This is a genomic window from Neoaquamicrobium sediminum (assembly GCF_013240295.1).
Taxonomy (GTDB): Bacteria; Pseudomonadota; Alphaproteobacteria; order Rhizobiales; family Rhizobiaceae; genus Aerobium; species Aerobium sediminum.
Genome location: NZ_JABETK010000001.1, coordinates 290,481 through 310,137, shown reverse-complemented (window position 1 = coordinate 310,137; position 19,657 = coordinate 290,481). Strand labels below are relative to the sequence as shown.

Below are 19,657 nucleotides of genomic sequence, written 5' to 3'. Positions count from 1 at the left end.
CGGGCTAAGGAAGCGTTCGCCGGTGAAAGCCAGTTCGCGCCGACGAAGGGGGAGATGCGTCTTGAGCAATCTCGAGCTGGGTATCTACTCCTTTCCCGTCCTTCTGCTGCTGATCTTCCTGCGTATCCCCATCGGTCTCGCGATGCTGACATGCGGGCTGGCCGGCACATGGCTAATCATGGGCTCGACCGCGCCGATCCTCGCGCGCCTGAAATTCGAGACCTACTCGACGTTCTCAAGCTATTCGCTGTCGATCATCCCGCTCTTTCTGCTGATGGGGCAGTTCGCCACGCTTGGCGGCATGTCGCAGTCGCTGTTCAAGGCCGCGAATGCGTGGCTCGGCCATCGCCGGGGTGGCGTTGCCATGGCGGCAATCGGGGCCTGCGCCGGCTTCGGCGCGATCTGCGGGTCGTCCCTCGCTACGGCCGCCACGATGGCGCAGGTGGCGCTGCCCGAGCTGCGTCGTTACGGCTATTCCGGGGCGCTGGCGACCGGCACGCTTGCAGCGGGCGGCACGCTGGGCGTGCTCATTCCGCCGTCTGTCGTGCTCGTCATCTACGCGATCCTTGCAGAGCAGAACATCGCCAAGCTTTTCGTGGCTGCGTTCATTCCCGGTATTCTGGCCGCCATAGGCTACATGATCGCCATCTCGATCTATGTAAGGCTTTTCCCAGGCGCGGCCGGTTCTCACCCGAGGCAGACCTATCGCGAGCGTTTCAGGGCGCTGGCCGATGTCTGGCCGGTGCTGCTGGTCTTCATCGCCGTGGTTGGCGGCATCTACACAGGCTGGTTCACGCCCACCGAAGCGGCTGCCGTGGGCGCTGCCGGCACCGGCCTGATCGCGCTGATCAATGGTGGGCTGACCCGCGAGACGCTGGTCGCTTCCATCCTCACCACCGCCTCGGCAACAGCGCTGATCTTTTTCATCGTTTTCGGTGCGGCGATCTACAACAGCTTCCTGGCGCTCTCGCAGCTTCCTGTTGAAGCCGCCGCCTTCATCACCGATCAGGGCTTTAACCCCTGGATCGTGCTGATCTGCATCCTGCTGTTCTATCTCGCGCTGGGCTGTTTCATGGATTCGCTGTCCATGATCCTGCTCACCGTGCCGATCTTCTTCCCGATCGTCAGCGGGCTGGATTTCGGTCTCGGTGCGGAGGAGTTCGCGCTCTGGTTCGGCATACTGGTGCTGATCGTGGTCGAGGTCGGGCTGATCACACCGCCGGTGGGGATGAATCTCTTCGTCATCAACTCGATGGCAAAGGATATTCCGATCCTGCACACCTATCGCGGCGTCACGCCTTTCGTCATCAGCGACGTGGTCCGCACCGCCTTGCTGGTGCTTTTCCCGGTGATCTCGCTGTTCATGGTGCGATTGCTCTATTGAGCGCAAAAAGAAAACGGCCGGCATCTGCCGGCCGTCTTTCAGGTCTGTCGTAGCACTCAGCCGCGCTGCTGCGTGACCAGTCCGTAAAGGTTCGTGCAGCGGGCGCCGGAGCGGCAGTAGGCCAGCACCGGGCCAGGCAGGGCATCCAGTGCCGCCGCCTGGTCGTCCACATTCTCCTGCGTGATCTGGCCGCTTATGACCGGAATATAGCGGAACTCCAGCCCGGCCTCACGGACGGCCGCCTCGATCGCATCGTGTGGCACCGCGCCATCCTCGGCATCGGGCCGGTTGGAGATCACGCTCTTGAAGCCGGCGTCCTTGATCTGCGCGATGTCGTCGATGCTGATTTGCGGGGCGACGGAATAGTTCTCGGTGATCTGGCGGATTTCCATGGATCTGTCCTGTATCTGTGAAGCGGTTTCGGATGGCATGTAGGCATGCCGCCCCGCGCTTGCCAAGCACAGGGCGCCCGCCAATGCCGTTTTGCCGCTCAGGCCGCCGCGAACAGCCCGCCGCCGGTCGACAGCAGATATAGATGATGGTCGCCGTCACCGAACGTCGTGTCGATCATCGTCATGCGCTTGAAGTAGTGGCCAACCGCGTATTCCATGGTCATGCCGACGCCGCCGTGAAGCTGAATCGCATTCTCGCCGCACAGCCGCCCGCCGCGCCCTATCTCGGCCTTTGCGGCGTGCATGGCCCTGCCGCGCTCGTCCTCGTCCTCGCTGTCCGCCATCATCGTGGCGTAGAGCGCGATGGAGCGGGCCTGCTCGATGGCGACGAACATGTCCACGGCCTTGTGCTGCAGCACCTGGAACTGACCGATCGCAACGCCGAACTGCTTGCGCACTTTGAGGTAATCCACGGTCAGAGCGTGCATTGCCGCCATCACACCGACCGATTCGGCCGCCAGCGCCGCGATGCCGGCATCGACAACGCGGCGAACGAGCGGGAGCCCGTTTTCGGGATCGCCGAAGACGCCGTTCGCCCCTACCTTGACGTTGTCGAACGTGACTTCGGCCGCGCGCGCGCCATCCTGCGTCGGGTAGCCGCGCACCGAAACGCCGTTCGCCCGGGCATCGACCAGGAAGACGCCGATGCCGCCTTCGTCGCGCGGCCCGCCGGCCGTGCGCGCGGTGACGAAGAACTTGTCCGCACTGTCGCCGTGCAGCACGACGCTCTTCTGGCCGTTCAACAGGTAGCCCTCGCCGTCCCTGGCGGCCGTCGTCTCGACATGATGGAGGTCGTAGCGCGAATTGCGTTCGACCTGCGCAAAGGCCAGTTTCAGCGAACCGTCAGCCACCGCCGGGATATACTCGGCACGCTGGTCGTCATTGCCGCCAAAACGCAGGAACGACCCGCCGAGTACGACGGTCGGGAAGTAGGGTTCGAGCGCCAGCGCGCGGCCGAGCGATTCCATCACGATCATCGTTTCGACAGGGGTGCCGCCAAGCCCCCATCGGCTTCAGCGAATGGGAGCGCCATCAAGCCCATCTCGGCATAGCTTGCCCACATCTGCGCGCTCCAGCCTTCGGGCGCGGCCATGTGGCGCTTGCGGTCTTCGAAGCCGTATTTGTCGGTCAGCAGCCGGTCGATCGAAGCCTTGAGGATCGATTGTTCTTCTGTGAGGTCGAAATCCATGTCTGTATTCGCTCCCTAGAGTCCCAGAACGGCCTTGGCGATGATGTTCTTCTGGATCTCGTTCGAGCCGCCATAGATCGAGACCTTGCGATAATTGAAATAGGACGGCGCGGCGTGCGCCGCGTAGTCGGGCTCGATCGGCGGCATGTTGGAACCCTCGATGTCATGATCGTGGTAGGGCAGCGCGTGCGGCCCCATCACCTGCATCAGCAGATGCGTTGTCGCCTGCTGTATCTCCGACCCCTTGATCTTGAGGATGGAGGACGCCGGGTCGGGCCGCCCCGTGTTGCCGCGCTTGGCGTCTGCGACCACCACGCGAAGCTGGGTCAGCTCCAGCGCCTTCAGTTCGATCTCGACCGCGGTCAGCTTTTCGAGGAAACGCGAATCCTCGGTCAGCGGCCTGCCGCTCGACATTTCCTTGCCGGCGAGCTCGCGAATGCGGGCGATGCGCTGCTTCGACATGCCGACACGGGCGATGTTGGTGCGCTCGTTGCCGAGCAGGAACTTGGCATAGTCCCAGCCCTTGTTTTCCTCGCCGACCAGATTCTCGATCGGCACCCGCACGTCGGTGAGGAACACCTCGTTGACCTCGCGCCCGCCGTCGATGGTGACGATCGGCCGTACCTCGATGCCGGGCGTCTTCATGTCGATCAGCAGGAAGGAAATGCCTTCCTGCTTTTTCACCTGCGTGTCCGTGCGCACCAGGCAGAAAATCCAGTCCGCATATTGCGCTAGTGTCGTCCAGGTCTTCTGGCCGTTAACGATGTAATGGTCGCCGTCGCGCACCGCCCGCGTCTTCAGCGAGGCGAGGTCGGAGCCCGCGCCGGGCTCGGAGAAGCCCTGGCACCACCAGTCGTCCAGATTGGCGATGCGCGGCAGGTATTGCGCCTTCTGTGCCTCGCTGCCGAAGGTGTAGATCACCGGTCCGACCATGTTGACGCCGAAGGCGAGTGGTTGCGGGGCAGGCCATTTCTGTGTCTCTTCGAGAAAGATGTACTGCCGCATCGGATCCCAGCCGGTGCCGCCGTATTTTTCCGGCCAGTGCGGCACGGCCCAACCCTTCTGGTTGAGAATGCGCGACCAGCTTACGAGATCTTCCTTGTTGCCGTATTCGCCATTGTCCAGGCGCTGGCGGACATCTTCGGGCAGGTTCTCTTTCAGGAACGCGCGCACCTCGTCGCGGAAGGCCAGTTCCTCGGGCGTGTATCGAAGGTCCATCTGTATTCCTCCAATGTTGATTTGCCCCGCCGCCTCGCCGGACCTGCCTCGGGGCAGAGCTGCCGACGTTGTTATTATCTTCGCTGCGAAGTCCTCCCCCGTTTGGGGGAAGGACCGTCATCGAAGGCGGTAAAGGGGCGGTATAAGTCAGGCGATCTCGAACAGCCCGGCAGCGCCCATGCCGCCGCCGACGCACATCGTCACCACTGCGTATTTCGCGCCGCGCCGCTTGCCCTCGATCAGTGCGTGGCCGGCCAGTCGCGAGCCGCTCATGCCGTAGGGGTGGCCGAGTGCGATCGCGCCGCCGTTAACGTTGAGCTTCTCCGGGTCGATGCCGAGCCGGTCGCGGCAATAGAGGACCTGCACTGCGAAGGCCTCGTTGAGCTCCCAGAGGCCGATGTCGTCAACCTTCAGGCCGTGGCGCTCCAGCAGGCGCGGCACCGCGAAGACCGGACCGATACCCATCTCGTCAGGCTCGCAGCCTGCGACCGCGAAGCCGCGGAAAATGCCTAGCGGGGTCAGGCCGCGCTTTTCGGCTTCGTTGGAACTCATCATGACGTTGGCCGAAGCGCCGTCTGAGAGCTGGCTGGCATTGCCGGCGGTGATCGTGCCGCCCTCGCGCACCGGCTTCAGGCCGGCCAGGCCCTCGGCGGTGGTTTCGGGGCGCGGGCCCTCGTCATGCGCGATCTCCACGTCGCGATGGCTGACTTCTTTCGTCTCCTTGTCGATGACGGCCATGCGCGTCTTGATAGGAGCGATCTCGTCGGTGAACTTGCCTGCCTCGCGGGCGGCCGCCACGCGCCGCTGGCTCGCCAGCCCGTATTCGTCCTGCCGCTCGCGCGAAATGCCGTAACGCTTGGCGACCACCTCGGCCGTGTCGATCATCGGCATGTAGACGTCGGCGGCTGGGCCGGTCAGCGTCTTGTCGACAAGCCGGAACGTGTTGCGATGGTCGTTCTGCACGAGGCTGATCGATTCCAGCCCGCCGGCGATGCCGGCTACGACGCCGTCATTACGGATCGCGTTTGCAAGCAGCGCCATCGACTGCAGGCCGGACGAGCATTGACGGTCGATGGTGGTTCCCGCCGCCGTTACCGGCAGCCCAGCGACGAGCAGGGCGCGCCGTGCGACGTTCAGCCCGGTGGTGCCTTCCTGCATAGCGCAGCCCATGATCACGTCCTCGATCTCGCCGCCCTCCAGGCCCGAGCGCTTCAGCGCGTGGCTGATCGCATGGGCGCCGAGCGTGGCGCCGGGCGTGTCGTTGAGCCCGCCGCGATAGGCCTTGCCGACCGGGGTTCGTGCGGTTGAGACGATGACGGCATCAGCCATGTTGTTCTCCCTGTGGGTTCAAGAAACCTTGGCGGGTTCTTGCCGCGCGGCTTCTTCCTGTTTGAGCTGGAGTTTGGAAAGCTTGCCGACCGGGGTTCGCGGCAGAGCGTCCCGGATTTCGACAAGCGTGGGCAATTCGTGCGGACCGAGCCGCGATTTGAGGAAGGTGCGCAGCGCCTCGATCGTGAGTTGCGGCGCGCCTGCCTTCAATTTGAGGAAAGCCTTCGGCGTCTCGCCGCGATAGCCATCTGGCACGCCCAGCACCAGCACCTCCTCGACGTCCGGGTGCTCGTAGATCGCCTGCTCGATCATCTGCGGATAGACGTTATAGCCGCCGCACAGGATCATATCCTTCTTGCGGTCGACGATGGTGAAGAAGCCTTCCTCGTCCATGAAGCCGATGTCGCCGGTCAGCAGGCCGCCTTCGCTGAAGGCGGCGCGCGTCTCGTCCTCGCGGTTCAGATAGCCGGCTGTGACGTTCGGACCGAACACCCGCAACTCACCGGTCTCGCCAGCGGGCAGCACGCGCGCCGGATCGTCGAGCGCGACGATGTCGAGATGAACGCCCGGCAGGGGCACCCCGATGGTCGCCACCTTGTCCGGCCGGTTTAAGGGAATGTTCGTGCCCGCAGGCGATGTCTCTGTCATGCCCCAGCCGCCTAGAATGGCGTGCCCGGTTGCTGCCCGCAGCCGCCGTGCGATCTCGACCGGCAGCGGCGCCCCGCCCGATGCGCAATAGCGCAGCGAGCTGAAGTCGCGTTTCTCGAAACCGGGTAAGGATGCTATTGCGATCCACATGGTCGGCACGCCGGGAAAGCTGGTGGCACCGGCCTCGATTTCCGCCAAGGCGGTCTCGGCGTCGAAGCGCGTATGCAGGATCAGTTCCTGACCGCTTTTCAGCGCCCGCAGCATCACTGCCACCAGCGCGTAGATGTGGAACAGTGGCAGGAATAGAAGCACGCGTTCCTGGCCCGGCCGCGAAAGGCCCCAGCCGTTGAACCAGAGGTCGTAGCTTGACACAGCGGTCGAGAGGTTACGATGGCTCAGCATGGCGCCTTTGGGCATGCCGGTCGTGCCGCCGGTATATTGCAGCAGGGCAAGGTCATCGAGGCCGACATCGGGAAAACGTTCGGCCTGCGCGTCGGCGACAAAGTCTGCGAAGGTGACGATCCCCGCGCCTGAGATCACTTCCCCGGATGTTGCTGGAGGTCCCCACGCGCTGTCCTCGCCAATGATGACCTTGTCGACCGCGCCATCCCTCAGCAGCGCCTCCGCGCGCTGTCCCAGATTGCCGATATTCGTCGTCACCAAAAGCCTTGCGCCGCTGTCGGCAAGCTTGTGGGCAAGCACGCGCTCGCTGTCGAGCGGCGACAGATGCACCACCGCCGCGCCGGCTTTGAGCGCGCCGAAGAAGGCGATCGGGTGATAGAGGGTGTTGGGCAGCAGCAGCGCCACCCTCGAACCGCTGGCGATGCCTTCACGCATAAAAGCGGCCGCGCAACGCTCCGCCTCGGCCGCCAGCGCCTCGTAGCTGAGCACCGTATCGCGGAAGCGGAATGCCGCCTTGCTCCCCCAGCGCGCCGCCGCCCGCTCGACGATCTCGTGAACCGGAAAGGCCGCAAGCTCGACGTCCGGCGCAAGGCCGGGAGGGTAGGCGCTTCTCCAGGGAGCGGCGGCCAGGTTCATCGCGCTCAGGCCGCTGGCCGGCCCGAGAAGCTGCCGCCGTCCTCGGCCATTTGCTTGAGGAGGGCCGCCGGCTTGAACACGTCCTTGCCCGTCTTGCCGTGCCAGTATTCCAGCCGCTCGACGATCTTCTTCAGCCCTTCGGTATCGGCCCAGAACATCGGACCGCCCTTGCCGATCGGGAAGCCGTAGCCATTGGTCCAGACGATGTCGATGTCGGAAGGCCGCGCGGCGATCTTCTCCTCGAGGATGCGGGCGCCTTCGTTGATCATCGGATAGAGCGTCCGCTCGGTGATCTCGTCGTCGGAGATGTCGCGCCGGTTGACGCCGCGCTCGCTCGCCTTCTCTTCGATCAGCTTTGCCACTTCCGGATCGGGGATGGGCTTTCGCGACCCCTGTTCGTAGAGATAGAAGCCCTTGCCCGTCTTCTGGCCGAAGCGGCCGGCTTCGCACAGCGCGTCGCCGATCGCGGCCGTCTTGCCAAGCGACTTGCGGTTGCGCCAGCCGATGTCGAGACCCGCCAGATCGCCCATCTCGAACGGTCCCATCGGCCAGCCGAAATCGGCGAAGACCTTGTCGATCTGCTCGGGCGATGCGCCTTCCAGCAGCAGGTCCTCGCCTTCGGTCGAACGCGCGCCAAGCATGCGATTGCCGACGAAGCCGTGACAGACGCCGACGACGACCGGCACCTTGCCGATCTTGCGGGCAACGGTCAGCGCCGTCAGAAGGACGTCGGGCGCGGTCTTGTCGCCGCGCACGATCTCCAGCAGCCGCATCACGTTTGCCGGCGAGAAGAAATGCAGCCCTACGACGTCATGCGGACGGGCGGTGGATGCCGCGATCTCGTTGACGTCGAGATAGGACGTGTTGGAGGCAAGGATCGCGCCGGGCTTGGCGATGGCGTCGAGCTTGCCGAAAACCTCCTTCTTGACGCCCATCTCCTCGAAGACTGCTTCGATGATGAGGTCGCAATCGGCAAGGTCAGCATAATTCGTCGTGCGCGAGAAGCGGCCCATGCGTTCGGCCTTGGCTTCCTCGCTCAGCGAGCCGCGTGAGACCGAGATCCCGTAGTTCTTGTCGATGGTGGCAAAGCCGCGGTCGAGCGCTTCGTCGCTCATTTCGAGGATAGTGACCGGGTACCCGCCATTGACGAAGGACATTGCGATGCCGCCGCCCATCGTCCCCGCGCCGATGACGCCGACCTTCCTGACCATGCGCGGCTGGACCTCCTTGCCGACGCCCGGCACCTTGGCCGCCTCGCGCTCGGCAAAGAACAGGTGGCGCTGCGCCTGCGACTGGACGCCGTTGACGAGCCCGATGAAGAGCTCGCGTTCCTTTTTCAACGCTTCGTCGAAGGGCAGGGTGACGGCATTGCGAACGGCAGTGGCGCAGGCAAGCGGCGCTTCGAGCCCGCGCGTCTTCCTGGTCGCCTCCTTGACCGCCGCCTCGAAACCGGAGAGGTCGGCGCGTGCAGGAGCGATCTTGTCGTCGCGATCACGCACCGGAACATGCGGGCCGCCATCGGCCACCCTGGCCTTTGCGAAGGCAATGGCATCGGCTGTCAGATCGCCCGCGGCGATGGCATCGACCACACCGGCCTCCAGCGCTGCTGAGGCGTTGATCGGGTTGCCGGAGACGATCATCGCCACTGCCTTTTCGGGACCAACGAGGCGCGGCAGGCGCACCGTGCCGCCAGCTCCTGGCAGAAGGCCGAGCTTGACCTCGGGTAGGCCGACCTTGGCGCCCTTGTCGGCGACGCGGTAATGGCAGGCGAGCGCCAGCTCGAGCCCGCCGCCCAGTGCGGTGCCGTGAATGGCGGCGACCGCCGGCTTGGGCAGCGATTCCAGCAGCGCACAGAGTTCCGGCAGGGAGGGGCTTGCAAGCGCCTTCGGCGTGCCGAATTCCGTGATGTCGGCGCCGGATATGAAGGTGCGCCCGGCGCAGGCGATGACAATCCCCTCGACCGCCGCATCGTCTCGTGCGGCTTCCAGCGCCTTGAACAAAGGCTCGCGCAGGTGGTGGCTGAGCGCGTTGACCGGCGGATTGTCCAGCGTGATGACCGCGATTGCGCCATCGCGCGCCACTGTCACATAGTCACTCATGGGTCGTATCCTCGGTGTTCGTTGTCTTGGGATGGCGGCGTCAGCGCCAGCCGGCGTCGTTCAGGAACCCGCCGATCAGTCGGGCGGTTTCATCCGGTCTTTCGATACACGGCAGGTGGCCGGCGCCCTCGATGATCTCGAAGCGCGCGCCCTCGATCAGGTCGGCGGTCGAGCGCACGAGATCGGGCGGTGTCGATCCGTCCTGGCCGCCGACGACGCAGAGCACCGGCAGCTTCAGCGCGCGGGTGGATTCCGTCAAGTCGGCATCGCGCAGTGCCGCGCAGGTTCCCGCATAGCCGTCGACGTTCGTCCGCGTCAGCATTGCTGTGTATCCAACATAGTCGGCGTTTTCGGGGTCGCGGTAACCGACGGTGAACCAGCGCTCCAGGATCGCGCCGGCAATAGATTCGATGCCGTTCTTCGTCACCGCGTCGATGCGGGTGTTCCACAATTCGTCATTGCCGATCTTGTGGGCCGTGTCGCATAGCACCAGCGCCGCGACATGGTCGGGCCGCATCGCTGCCAGCCCCTGCGCGATCAGGCCCCCGACCGACAGGCCGACGACGCCCGCCTTCTCGATTCCGAGATGGTCGAGCAGCGCAGCGAGATCGTGCACGTGGTCGATCAGACGATAGGGCGCGGGCGTCGCCTCCGACAGGCCATGGCCGCGCTTGTCGTAGAGCACGATGCGATAATCGTCGCCTAGCGTCTCCGCGACCTTGTCCCAGATGCGGAAGTCGGTGCCAAGCGAATTGGAGAACACCAAAACAGGCCCGTCAGGCCTGCCGCGTACGTCATGATGCAGAACGACGCCGTTCACCCGCGCGAACGCCATATGGCTCCTCCCTCAAGAACATACTACCGAGTATGTTGCATCATCGGAGCGCGGTCAATCGTGCCTGTAAGGAATTTAAGGCGCGATCGAGCCCCGACAGATCCAGCTCGTCCGGCAACGGTGCGAAATAGGCGTCGACATCGGCCGTTGAAACGCCGTCGAGCCCGGCAGGTTGCCAGTTGGGCGCGTTGTCCTTGTCGATGATGACTGCGCGCACGCCTTCATAGAAGTCGACGCCATCGATGATGCGGCTGACGATCCGGTATTCGATGCCCATGCAGGCCTCGAACTCCACCTTTGCGCCCTCCTGCATCTGCCGCAGCGCGATCTTGAGGCTGGTGGGCGACTTCTGGCGCATGGTTGCAGCCTGCTTGGCTGCCCATTCGGCATGCTCGCCGGTTTCTGCATCGAGCAGCGCCAAAATCTCTTCCACGGTGTTGGCGGAAAAGCAGCGATCGATCACCGGCTGCAGGGCCGGTGCCTTGGCTCCATCCAGAACCTGGGCGAATGACGCAAGCGTGGCGTCGGGATCGCCCTTGTCGCAAAGCGCCTCCAGGATTGCATCGAAATCGGCCGAACGGGCGGCATGGGTGGCGAAACCTGTCCACAGCGCATCCGCCTGGCCGAGCCGTGCTGCGGTGAGCCCAAGCCAGGTACCGGTCCTGCCGGGCAGGCGAGGCAGGAAGTAGGTGCCGCCGACATCGGGAAAGAAGCCGATGCCGGTCTCGGGCATCGCGAACATCAGCTTTTCTCCAGCCACGCGATGACTGCCATGAACGGAAAGGCCGACACCGCCGCCCATCACGATACCGTCCACCAGTGCCACATAGGGCTTCGGATAACGCTTGATGAACGCATTGAGTCGGTATTCGTCGCGATAGAAGGAGCGTATCGCCGGGTCGCCGGCCTTACCCCAGTCGTGGAGCTGGCGAATGTCGCCGCCCGCGCAGAACGCCTTTTCGCCGGCGGCCTTGACGATCACGAGTTCCACCTTCGGATCGTTCGCCCAGGCAACGAGCTGGGGATGCATCAGTGCGACCATGTTGCTGTTGAGCGCGTTGAGCGCTTTGGGCCGGTTGAGCGTGACCACGCCCGCACGGCCGCGCGTCTCGAAGATGATGTCCGGCTCGTCGCTCATGCGGCTCCTCCTTGCTGCTTCGAGGCGACCATAGCGGCTATCGTTCGTGCTGGAACATCAAAATGCGCACCGCCGTTGTGCGCCCCGTCAATCCAGCCGGTAGGGCACCGCGCCGCGATGGTTGTGGTCCACCACCAGCCTGCGCTTGAGCGGCGGCACCGCGCGTTGCGCGCAGTTGGGCCTTTCGCAGATACGGCAGGATATGCCGATCGGGTCGAAGCCGGCGCGGTTGGCAATGTCGAGATCGTCGGCATAGACGAAGTCGCCCGCATGCGTCACTTCGCAGCCCACCGCGATGGCATAGCGCCGCTGCGGTGCACGGAAGCCCCCGCCGCCCTTCGATATCTCCGTTGCGAGACACAGATAGCGCACCCCGTCCGGCGTTTCGGCAAGCTGGCGGATGATGCGCCCCGGCGTCTCGAACGCCTGATGCACGTTCCACAACGGACAGGCCGCGCCGAAGCGTGCGAATTGCAGCTTGGCCGCGCTGTGCCGCTTGGTGATGTTGCCGGCACGGTCGATGCGGGCGAAGAAGATCGGCACACCCTTGCGGCCGGGGCGCTGCATTGTGGAAAGCCGATGGGCGATCTGTTCGACGCTGGCGCCGAAGCGGCTCGCCAGCAGGTCGAGGTCGTGGCGCAGTTCCCGCGCCGATGCCAGCAACGCTTCGTAAGGCATCATCAGTGCGCCGGCGAAATAGTTGGCGAGCCCGATACGGCAGATCTCGACGGCCTCGCCGCTGTGGAAGCCGGCATTCTCCGCGATGGTTGCGATGATCTCCGCCATCTCGAGTTCGCCGATCTGGAATGCGGCCTGAAAGCTGCGGGTCGAGACTGGCGAGAAGGGATTGAGGTGCAGCGTGCGCCTGACGGGGTCGAAGCGCCGCAGCAGGTTTTCTTCAGGTGCTGCGCGCGCGGTCGTCACCCCATGCTGACGCTCGAGATAGTCGGGCAGGGCGGCAGAAGGGTCGCGGTCGGGGATGCCAAGCTTTGCAGCCAGTTCCTCGGCGGCGATGTCAAGTTCATGGATGTAGTTGTCGACGAAGTGGAAGAAGTCGCGCACCTCCTCATAGGCGCTTGGCTCAGCCACGCCGGCCCCGCGGCCAATCGTATCGTCGAAGCTCGCAAGCTGTTCGGAATTGCGTCGATAGGCCTGATGCGCGGTGATGAGCGCGTGCGCGAAGCCGGGCGCGTTCTGGGTTACCAGCTTCATTTCCTGGAGACTTGGTTTGAAATTCTCGAACAACGGATCAGTCACCGCCTCGGACAGCGCCGACAGCAGCCTGTCGCTCTCCCCGGACGAGAAATCGGAGATTTCGATGCGAAAGGTCTCGGCCAGCGCCAGCAGCACGGCCGCCGACACGGAGCGCTGGTTGTTCTCGATCTGGTTCAGGTAGCTTGTCGATATGCCGATGCGCTCGGCAAACGCTGCCTGCGTAAGGCGGTTGGCCTCGCGCAGGTCGCGTATCTTACGGCCGATGAACAGTTTGGTGTTTCGCATTTCGCAAATTCGCTTTTTGCAATATTGCGAAACCTACTTTATGCGCCTCCGCCCGTTCAAGCCTTTTCGCCGTCTTGCTAAGGCGTTATGCCGGAAAGTGCCGGCCATGCCGCAACAAACGCGAACAAACTGCCCAGGGGACGCCCGATGCACAGACAAGCCGACGCCGCGCGGGGATACCGCTGATGCGCGAAATCCTTGAGCAACTGGAAGAGCGCCGCGCCCAGGCGCGCCTCGGCGGCGGCCAGAAGCGCATCGATGCGCAGCACGCCAAGGGCAAGCTGACGGCGCGCGAGCGCATCGAGGTGCTGCTCGACGAAGGCTCCTTCGAGGAATTCGACATGTACGTCGCCCACCGCGCGGTGGATTTCGGCATGGGGAGCCAGAAGTATCCCGGCGACGGCGTCGTCACGGGCTGGGGTACCATCAACGGCCGGCTCGTCTATGTCTTTTCGCAGGATTTCACCGTGCTTGGCGGCTCTCTGTCAGAGACCCATGCGCAGAAGATCTGCAAGATTATGGATATGGCGGTGCGCAACGGCGCGCCGGTAATCGGCCTTAACGACAGCGGCGGCGCGCGCATCCAGGAGGGTGTTGCCTCGCTTGCCGGCTATGCCGATGTTTTCAAGCGCAATGTCGACGCCTCCGGCGTCGTGCCGCAGATCTCCGTCATCATGGGGCCGTGCGCGGGCGGCGCGGTGTATTCGCCGGCGATGACCGACTTCATCTTCATGGTGCGCGATAGCTCATACATGTTCGTCACCGGGCCGGACGTGGTGAAAACCGTCACCAACGAGATCGTAACTGCGGAAGAACTTGGCGGGGCGCGTACGCACACGCAGAAATCCTCCGTCGCCGACGGTGCCTTCGACGACGATGTCGAGACCCTGGAACAGGTACGACGGCTGTTCGACTTCCTGCCGCTCAACAACCGCGAAAAGCCGCCGGTGCGCCCCTTTCATGACGACCCGGACCGGGCGGCGATGCGGCTCGACACGCTCATTCCTGATTCCGCCAACAAGCCCTACGACATGAAGGAGCTGATCCTGGCGCTGGCCGACGAGGGCGATTTCTTCGAGATACAGGAGGCTTTCGCCCGCAACATCGTCACCGGCTTCATGCGTATCGAAGGCCAGACGGTGGGCGTGGTCGCCAATCAGCCGATGGTGCTGGCGGGCTGCCTGGACATCGATTCATCGCGCAAGGCGGCGCGCTTCGTGCGCTTCTGCGACGCCTTCTCGATCCCGATCCTGACGCTGGTCGACGTGCCGGGCTTCCTGCCGGGCACCGCGCAGGAATATGGCGGCGTCATCAAGCACGGCGCCAAGCTGCTGTTCGCCTATAGCCAGGCAACGGTGCCGATGGTCACGCTTATTACTCGCAAGGCCTATGGCGGCGCCTACGACGTCATGGCGTCGAAGCATATCGGCGCCGACATCAACTACGCCTGGCCGACGGCCGAGATCGCGGTGATGGGTGCGAAGGGCGCCACCGAAATCCTCTACCGCTCCGAGCTTGGCGACGCGGAAAAGATCGCCGAGCGCACCAAGGAATACGAGATCAACTTCGCCAACCCCTTTAAGGCGGCCGAGCGTGGCTTCATCGACGAGGTTATCCTGCCGCATTCATCCCGCAAGCGTATCGCGCGAGCCTTCGCCGCGCTGCGCACGAAGAAGCTCGACCAGCCCTGGAAGAAACACGACACGATCCCCCTGTGAGGAACGACATGACCGACGAGAACAAATTCCCGCCCGAGAAGAATTTCCCCGCAGGCTATGTGCCGCCGAAGGTCTGGACATGGGATTCGGCAAGCGGTGGAACGTTTGCTTCCATCAACCGTCCGATCGCCGGCCCGACACACGACAAGGAGCTGCCGGTCGGCAAGCATCCGCTGCAGCTTTATTCGCTGGGCACGCCCAATGGTGTCAAAGTGACCATCATGCTCGAGGAGTTGTTGGCGGCGGGCCATGCCGGCGCGGAATATGACGCCTGGCTCATCAAGATCGGCGACGGCGACCAGTTCGGCTCCGGCTTCGTCGAGGTCAATCCGAACTCCAAGATCCCGGCGATGATGGATCATGCGCCGAAGGGCGGCGGCGACCCGGTGCGCCTCTTCGAATCCGCCTCGATCATGTTCTATCTGGCCGAAAAATTCGGCGCCTTCCTGCCGACCGACATACGCGCCCGCGCCGAGACGATGAACTGGCTGTTCTGGCAGATGGGTTCCGCCCCCTTCCTCGGCGGCGGCTTCGGCCATTTCTACGTCTATGCGCCGATGAAGATCGAATACGCCATCAACCGCTACGCCATGGAGGTGAAGCGCCAGATGGACGTGCTCGACCGGCATCTGGCGAAGAACGAATACATGGCCGGCAAGGACTATACGATTGCCGACATGGCTATCTGGCCCTGGTACGGCCGGCTGGCTGCCAGCGGCGCCTATGAGGATGCCGGCGACTTCCTCGAGGTCGACAAGTACGAGCACGTCCAGCGCTGGCGCAAGGCGATCGGCGAGCGCCCGGCGGCCCAGCGCGGCTCCATGGTCAACCGCACCTTCGGCGACCCGACCAAGCAGCTCCACGAGCGCCATGATGCTTCGGATTTCGAGTTGAAGACGCAGGACAAGGTCTCGGGCCAGTAATGTTCAAGAAAATCCTCATTGCCAATCGCGGCGAGATTGCCTGTCGTGTCATCAAGACGGCATCGAGGCTCGGCATCGCTACGGTAGCCGTCTATTCCGACGCCGACCGCGATGCCCTGCACGTCAAGATGGCCGATGAGGCGGTGCATATCGGGCCGGCACCCTCGTCGCAGTCCTATATCGTCATCGACCGGATCATCGATGCGATCCGTCAGACCGGCGCCGATGCCGTTCATCCAGGCTACGGCTTCCTGTCGGAGAACGCGAAGTTCGCCGAGGCGCTGGAAAAGGAAGGCGTCGCCTTCATCGGCCCGCCGGTCGGCGCCATCGAGGCGATGGGCGACAAGATCACCTCCAAGAAGCTTGCCGCCGAAGCCAGGGTCAACACCGTGCCCGGCCACATGGGCCTGATCGCCGATGCCGACGAGGCTGTGAAAATATCGTCTTCGATCGGCTATCCCGTAATGATCAAGGCGTCGGCGGGCGGCGGTGGCAAGGGCATGCGCATCGCCTGGAACGACGCCGAGGCGCGCGAGGGCTTCCAGTCGTCGAAGAACGAGGCGAAGTCCTCCTTCGGCGACGACCGGATCTTCATCGAAAAGTTCGTCACCCAGCCCCGCCATATCGAGATTCAGGTGCTGGGCGACAAGCATGGCAACACCATCTATCTGGGCGAGCGCGAATGCTCGATCCAGCGCCGTAATCAAAAAGTGGTTGAGGAGGCGCCGTCGCCCTTCCTCGACGAGGCGACGCGCAAGGCGATGGGCGAACAGGCCGTCGCGTTGTCTAAGGCGGTTGGCTATCACTCGGCCGGCACCGTCGAGTTCATCGTCGATGGCGAGCGGAACTTCTATTTCCTCGAAATGAACACGCGACTGCAGGTGGAGCATCCGGTGACGGAGCTCATTACCGGCATCGATCTGGTCGAGGAGATGATCCGCGTCGCCGCCGGCGAGAAGCTGAAGATCGCCCAGGATGATGTGACGCTCGACGGCTGGGCAATCGAAAGCCGCCTTTATGCCGAGGACCCCTACCGAAACTTCCTGCCGTCGATCGGCCGGCTGACGCGTTATCGGCCGCCGGAAGAAGGCACGCAGGACAACGGTACGGTCATCCGCAACGATACCGGCGTCTTCGAGGGCGGTGAAATCTCGATGTATTACGATCCGATGATCGCCAAGCTGTGCGCGTGGGGGCAGACGCGCGAGGACGCAGTGCGCGCCATGAGTGGGGCGCTCGATGATTTCGAGGTCGAGGGCATCGGCCACAACCTGCCGTTCCTGTCGGCGGTGATGGAGCATCCCCGCTTCAAGGCAGGGCGGCTGACCACGGCCTTCATCGCCGAAGAATGGCCTGAGGGCTTCGCGGGCGTAACGCCTGACGATGGCGAGGCTCGCACGCTTGCCGCGTCGCTGCCTTCGTCAACCTGCGCACGCAGAAGCGCAACGTGCTCATTTCGGGCACGCTCGCCAACCATCCGCGCCATGTCGGCCGCGACTGGGTCGTCAAGCTCAACGGCAGCGGCGAATTCGCGGTGAACGTGCGCGACGAAGGCGGCAAGACGCAGGTCGCGTTCGTGGATGACGACAGCTCGCTGGCTGTCGCCTCCGACTGGCTTCCAGGGCGCAGCCATGCGCATTTCACCGTTGGCGGCCGGCGCATCGGCGTCAAGGTCCAGCCTGCCAACTCCGGCTGGCGGCTGCGCTGGCGCGGCATCGACGTGAAGGTTCACGTGCGCAGCCCACGCATCGCGGAGCTGTCGCGGCTGATGCCGGAAAAGCTGCCGCCGGACACGTCGAAGATGCTGCTCTGCCCGATGCCCGGCGTTGTCACGGCGATTGCCGTTGCTGCTGGCGACGAGGTGCAGGAAGGCCAGGCGCTTGCCACGGTCGAGGCGATGAAGATGGAGAACGTGCTTCGTGCCGAAAGGCGCGGCGTGGTCAAGAGCGTCGCCGTCGAGCCCGGCTCCAGCCTCGCCGTCGACGAGCTGATCATGGAGTTCGAGTGATGGCTGCGGGCAATTCCAAACTCGACACCTGGCGCGCCGCCGCCGAAAAGGAGGTCAAGCGCGACCCTGAAACGCTTGTCTGGCAGACGCCCGAGGGCATCGCGGTCAAGCCGCTTTACACTGCCGAGGACCTTGAAGGCGTCGGGCATCTCGGCTCACTGCCGGGCCAGCCGCCATTCGTGCGTGGGCCGCGCGCTACCATGTATGCCGGCCGCCCTTGGACCATCCGCCAATATGCGGGCTTCTCCACAGCCGAGGCGTCCAACGCCTTTTACCGCAAGGCGCTGGCAGCCGGCCAGCAGGGCGTTTCGGTCGCTTTCGACCTCGCGACCCATCGCGGCTACGACAGCGACCATCCGCGTGTCGAAGGCGATGTCGGCAAGGCTGGTGTGGCGATCGATTCCGTCGAGGACATGAAGATCCTGTTCGACGGCATCCCGCTCGACCAGATTTCCGTGTCGATGACCATGAACGGCGCAGTCATTCCGATCCTCGCCTCCTTCATCGTCGCCGGCGAGGAGCAGGGCGTCTCGCGCGACAAGCTTTCGGGGACCATCCAGAACGACATCCTCAAGGAGTTCATGGTCCGCAACACCTACATCTACCCGCCCGAACCCTCGATGCGCATCGTCGCCGACATCATCGAGTACACGGCGAAAGGAGATGCCGAAGTTCAACTCCATCTCGATCTCCGGCTACCACATGCAGGAGGCGGGGGCGACGCTGGTGCAGGAGCTTGCCTTCACGCTCGCCGACGGGCGCGAATATGTACGCGCCGCGCTGAAGAAGGGGCTCGACGTCGACGCTTTCGCCGGCCGGCTGTCGTTCTTCTTCGCTATCGGCATGAACTTCTTCATGGAAGCCGCAAAGCTGCGCGCGGCGCGTCTTTTGTGGACGCGCATCATGGAGGAGTTCGAGCCAAAGAAGGGCTCCTCGCTGATGTTGCGCACCCACTGCCAGACCTCAGGCGTTTCGCTGCAGGAGCAGGACCCCTACAACAACGTCATCCGCACCGCTTATGAGGCGATGTCCGCGGCGCTTGGTGGCACGCAGTCTTTGCACACCAACGCGCTGGATGAGGCGATCGCCTTGCCGACCGAGTTTTCGGCGCGCATTGCCCGCAACACGCAGCTCATCCTCCAGCATGAGACAGGCGTGACGAAGGTGGTCGATCCGCTGGCCGGGTCCTACTACGTCGAGAGCCTGACGAACGAGCTTGCCGAAAAGGCATGGGCGCTGATCGAGGAGGTCGAGGCGCTGGGCGGCATGACCAAGGCGGTCAACGACGGACTGCCGAAGCGGCTGATCGAGGAGGCGGCGACCCGCAAGCAGGCGGCCATCGACCGCGGCGACGAGGTGATCGTCGGCGTCAACAAGTACCGCCTCGAAAACGAGGACGATCTGGACATCCTCGACATCGACAACAAGGCAGTGCGCGAGGCGCAGATCGCGCGCATCGAGAAGACCCGCCGCCAGCGCGACCCTGGGAAGTGGGAAGCGTCGCTTGACGCATTGCGCGCGGTGGCCCGCACCGGCGAGGGCAACATCCTCGAGGCGGCAGTTGAGGCTGCCCGCGCCCGCGCGACGCTGGGCGAGATCTCGGATGCTCTGCGCGAGGCCTTCGGCGACCATGTCGCGGTGCCCGAGGTGGTTCGCGAGGTCTACGGGCCTGCCTATGAGGGCGAGCCGGAATACGAAAACCTCGTCGGCCGACTGAAGCAGCTTGCCGGCGCGCTCAGCGGTTCGCCCAAGCTTCTTGTCGCCAAGCTCGGCCAGGACGGACACGACCGTGGTGCCAAGATCATCGCTTCGGCGTTTGGTGACATCGGTTTCGAGGTGATCGCAGGTCCGCTGTTCCAGACGCCGGCGGAGGCCGCCGATCTTGCCGTTGCCTCAAAGGTTCACGTCGTCGGCATGTCGTCGCTCGCCGCCGGACACAAGACGCTCGCTCCGCAACTCGTGCAGGAACTGAAGGCCAGGGGCGCTGAAAACGTCATCGTCGTCGTCGGCGGCGTCGTGCCGCGCCAGGACTATCAATATCTGCTCGATCACGGCGTAGCCGCCGTTTTCGGTCCGGGAACCAACGTGCTCGATGCAGCTCGCGCCGTCATCGATCTCATGGAAGGCAAGCGCCGCAACGAGTGAGTGGCGGTTGCGGTGGTTGAAACCCGGTGGAAT

Annotated in this window: 11 protein-coding genes and 3 pseudogenes; 5 read left to right on the top strand and 9 right to left on the bottom strand. The window is 64.1% G+C overall.

Annotated elements, in window-relative coordinates:
* Nucleotides 1-61: 61 nt before the first annotated feature.
* A complete protein-coding gene (locus HK436_RS01500) occupies nt 62-1,384 on the top strand; it encodes a TRAP transporter large permease (protein WP_173186796.1) in 1,323 nt (440 codons plus the stop codon).
* 56 nt (nt 1,385-1,440) lie between these two features.
* On the opposite strand, the gene HK436_RS01495 is transcribed toward HK436_RS01500, so the two are convergent.
* The 9 genes and pseudogenes from HK436_RS01495 to HK436_RS01455 all read right to left on the bottom strand — a co-directional run bounded on the left by HK436_RS01495 (nt 1,441) and on the right by HK436_RS01455 (nt 12,830).
* Entirely contained in the window at nt 1,441-1,776 is a 336-nt protein-coding gene (locus HK436_RS01495; protein WP_173186794.1) for a protein tyrosine phosphatase family protein, read from the bottom strand.
* A 98-nt stretch (nt 1,777-1,874) separates the two neighbouring features.
* Nucleotides 1,875-3,025: pseudogene (locus HK436_RS01490) on the bottom strand (acyl-CoA dehydrogenase family protein).
* 15 nt (nt 3,026-3,040) lie between these two features.
* On the bottom strand, nt 3,041-4,243 hold the full coding sequence (gene pimC / locus HK436_RS01485) for a pimeloyl-CoA dehydrogenase large subunit (RefSeq protein WP_173186792.1): 1,203 nt from the start codon (nt 4,241-4,243) through the stop codon (nt 3,041-3,043).
* A gap of 147 nt (nt 4,244-4,390) precedes the next feature.
* Nucleotides 4,391-5,572, bottom strand: coding sequence for an acetyl-CoA C-acyltransferase (locus HK436_RS01480; protein WP_173186790.1), 1,182 nt, complete (start codon nt 5,570-5,572; stop codon nt 4,391-4,393).
* A gap of 18 nt (nt 5,573-5,590) precedes the next feature.
* The gene (locus HK436_RS01475) at nt 5,591-7,258 is read right to left on the bottom strand and encodes an AMP-binding protein (RefSeq protein WP_173186788.1); all 1,668 of its coding nucleotides are present in this window, start codon (nt 7,256-7,258) and stop codon (nt 5,591-5,593) included.
* Between the two features lie 5 nt (nt 7,259-7,263).
* Nucleotides 7,264-9,357 carry a 3-hydroxyacyl-CoA dehydrogenase NAD-binding domain-containing protein gene (locus tag HK436_RS01470; protein WP_173186785.1) on the bottom strand — a complete coding sequence of 698 codons (2,094 nt, stop codon included), beginning with the start codon at nt 9,355-9,357 and terminating at the stop codon, nt 7,264-7,266.
* A 40-nt stretch (nt 9,358-9,397) separates the two neighbouring features.
* Nucleotides 9,398-10,192 (bottom strand): 3-oxoadipate enol-lactonase, encoded by a 795-nt coding sequence (gene pcaD, locus HK436_RS01465; RefSeq protein ID WP_173186783.1) that lies wholly within the window; start codon nt 10,190-10,192, stop codon nt 9,398-9,400.
* Between the two features lie 40 nt (nt 10,193-10,232).
* Nucleotides 10,233-11,330 carry an enoyl-CoA hydratase/isomerase family protein gene (locus tag HK436_RS01460; RefSeq protein ID WP_173186781.1) on the bottom strand — a complete coding sequence of 366 codons (1,098 nt, stop codon included), beginning with the start codon at nt 11,328-11,330 and terminating at the stop codon, nt 10,233-10,235.
* 87 nt (nt 11,331-11,417) lie between these two features.
* Complete coding sequence (locus HK436_RS01455; protein WP_173186780.1) at nt 11,418-12,830, bottom strand: helix-turn-helix domain-containing protein; 1,413 nt, start codon at nt 12,828-12,830, stop codon at nt 11,418-11,420.
* 185 nt (nt 12,831-13,015) lie between these two features.
* Here HK436_RS01455 and HK436_RS01450 point away from each other — a divergent pair, with 185 nt between their 5' ends.
* The 4 genes and pseudogenes from HK436_RS01450 (at nt 13,016) to scpA (ending at nt 19,624) form a co-directional block, all read left to right on the top strand.
* Nucleotides 13,016-14,548 (top strand): acyl-CoA carboxylase subunit beta, encoded by a 1,533-nt coding sequence (locus HK436_RS01450; RefSeq protein WP_173186778.1) that lies wholly within the window; start codon nt 13,016-13,018, stop codon nt 14,546-14,548.
* An 8-nt stretch (nt 14,549-14,556) separates the two neighbouring features.
* The gene (gene yghU, locus HK436_RS01445) at nt 14,557-15,471 is read left to right on the top strand and encodes a glutathione-dependent disulfide-bond oxidoreductase (protein WP_173186776.1); all 915 of its coding nucleotides are present in this window, start codon (nt 14,557-14,559) and stop codon (nt 15,469-15,471) included.
* Nucleotides 15,471-17,479 (top strand): annotated as a pseudogene (locus HK436_RS01440) (acetyl-CoA carboxylase biotin carboxylase subunit). Before yghU ends, HK436_RS01440 begins: the two are co-directional and overlap by 1 nt.
* A pseudogene (scpA, locus tag HK436_RS01435) lies at nt 17,479-19,624 on the top strand (methylmalonyl-CoA mutase). The pseudogenes HK436_RS01440 and scpA overlap by 1 nt, the downstream one beginning before the upstream one ends.
* Nucleotides 19,625-19,657: the final 33 nt, after the last annotated feature.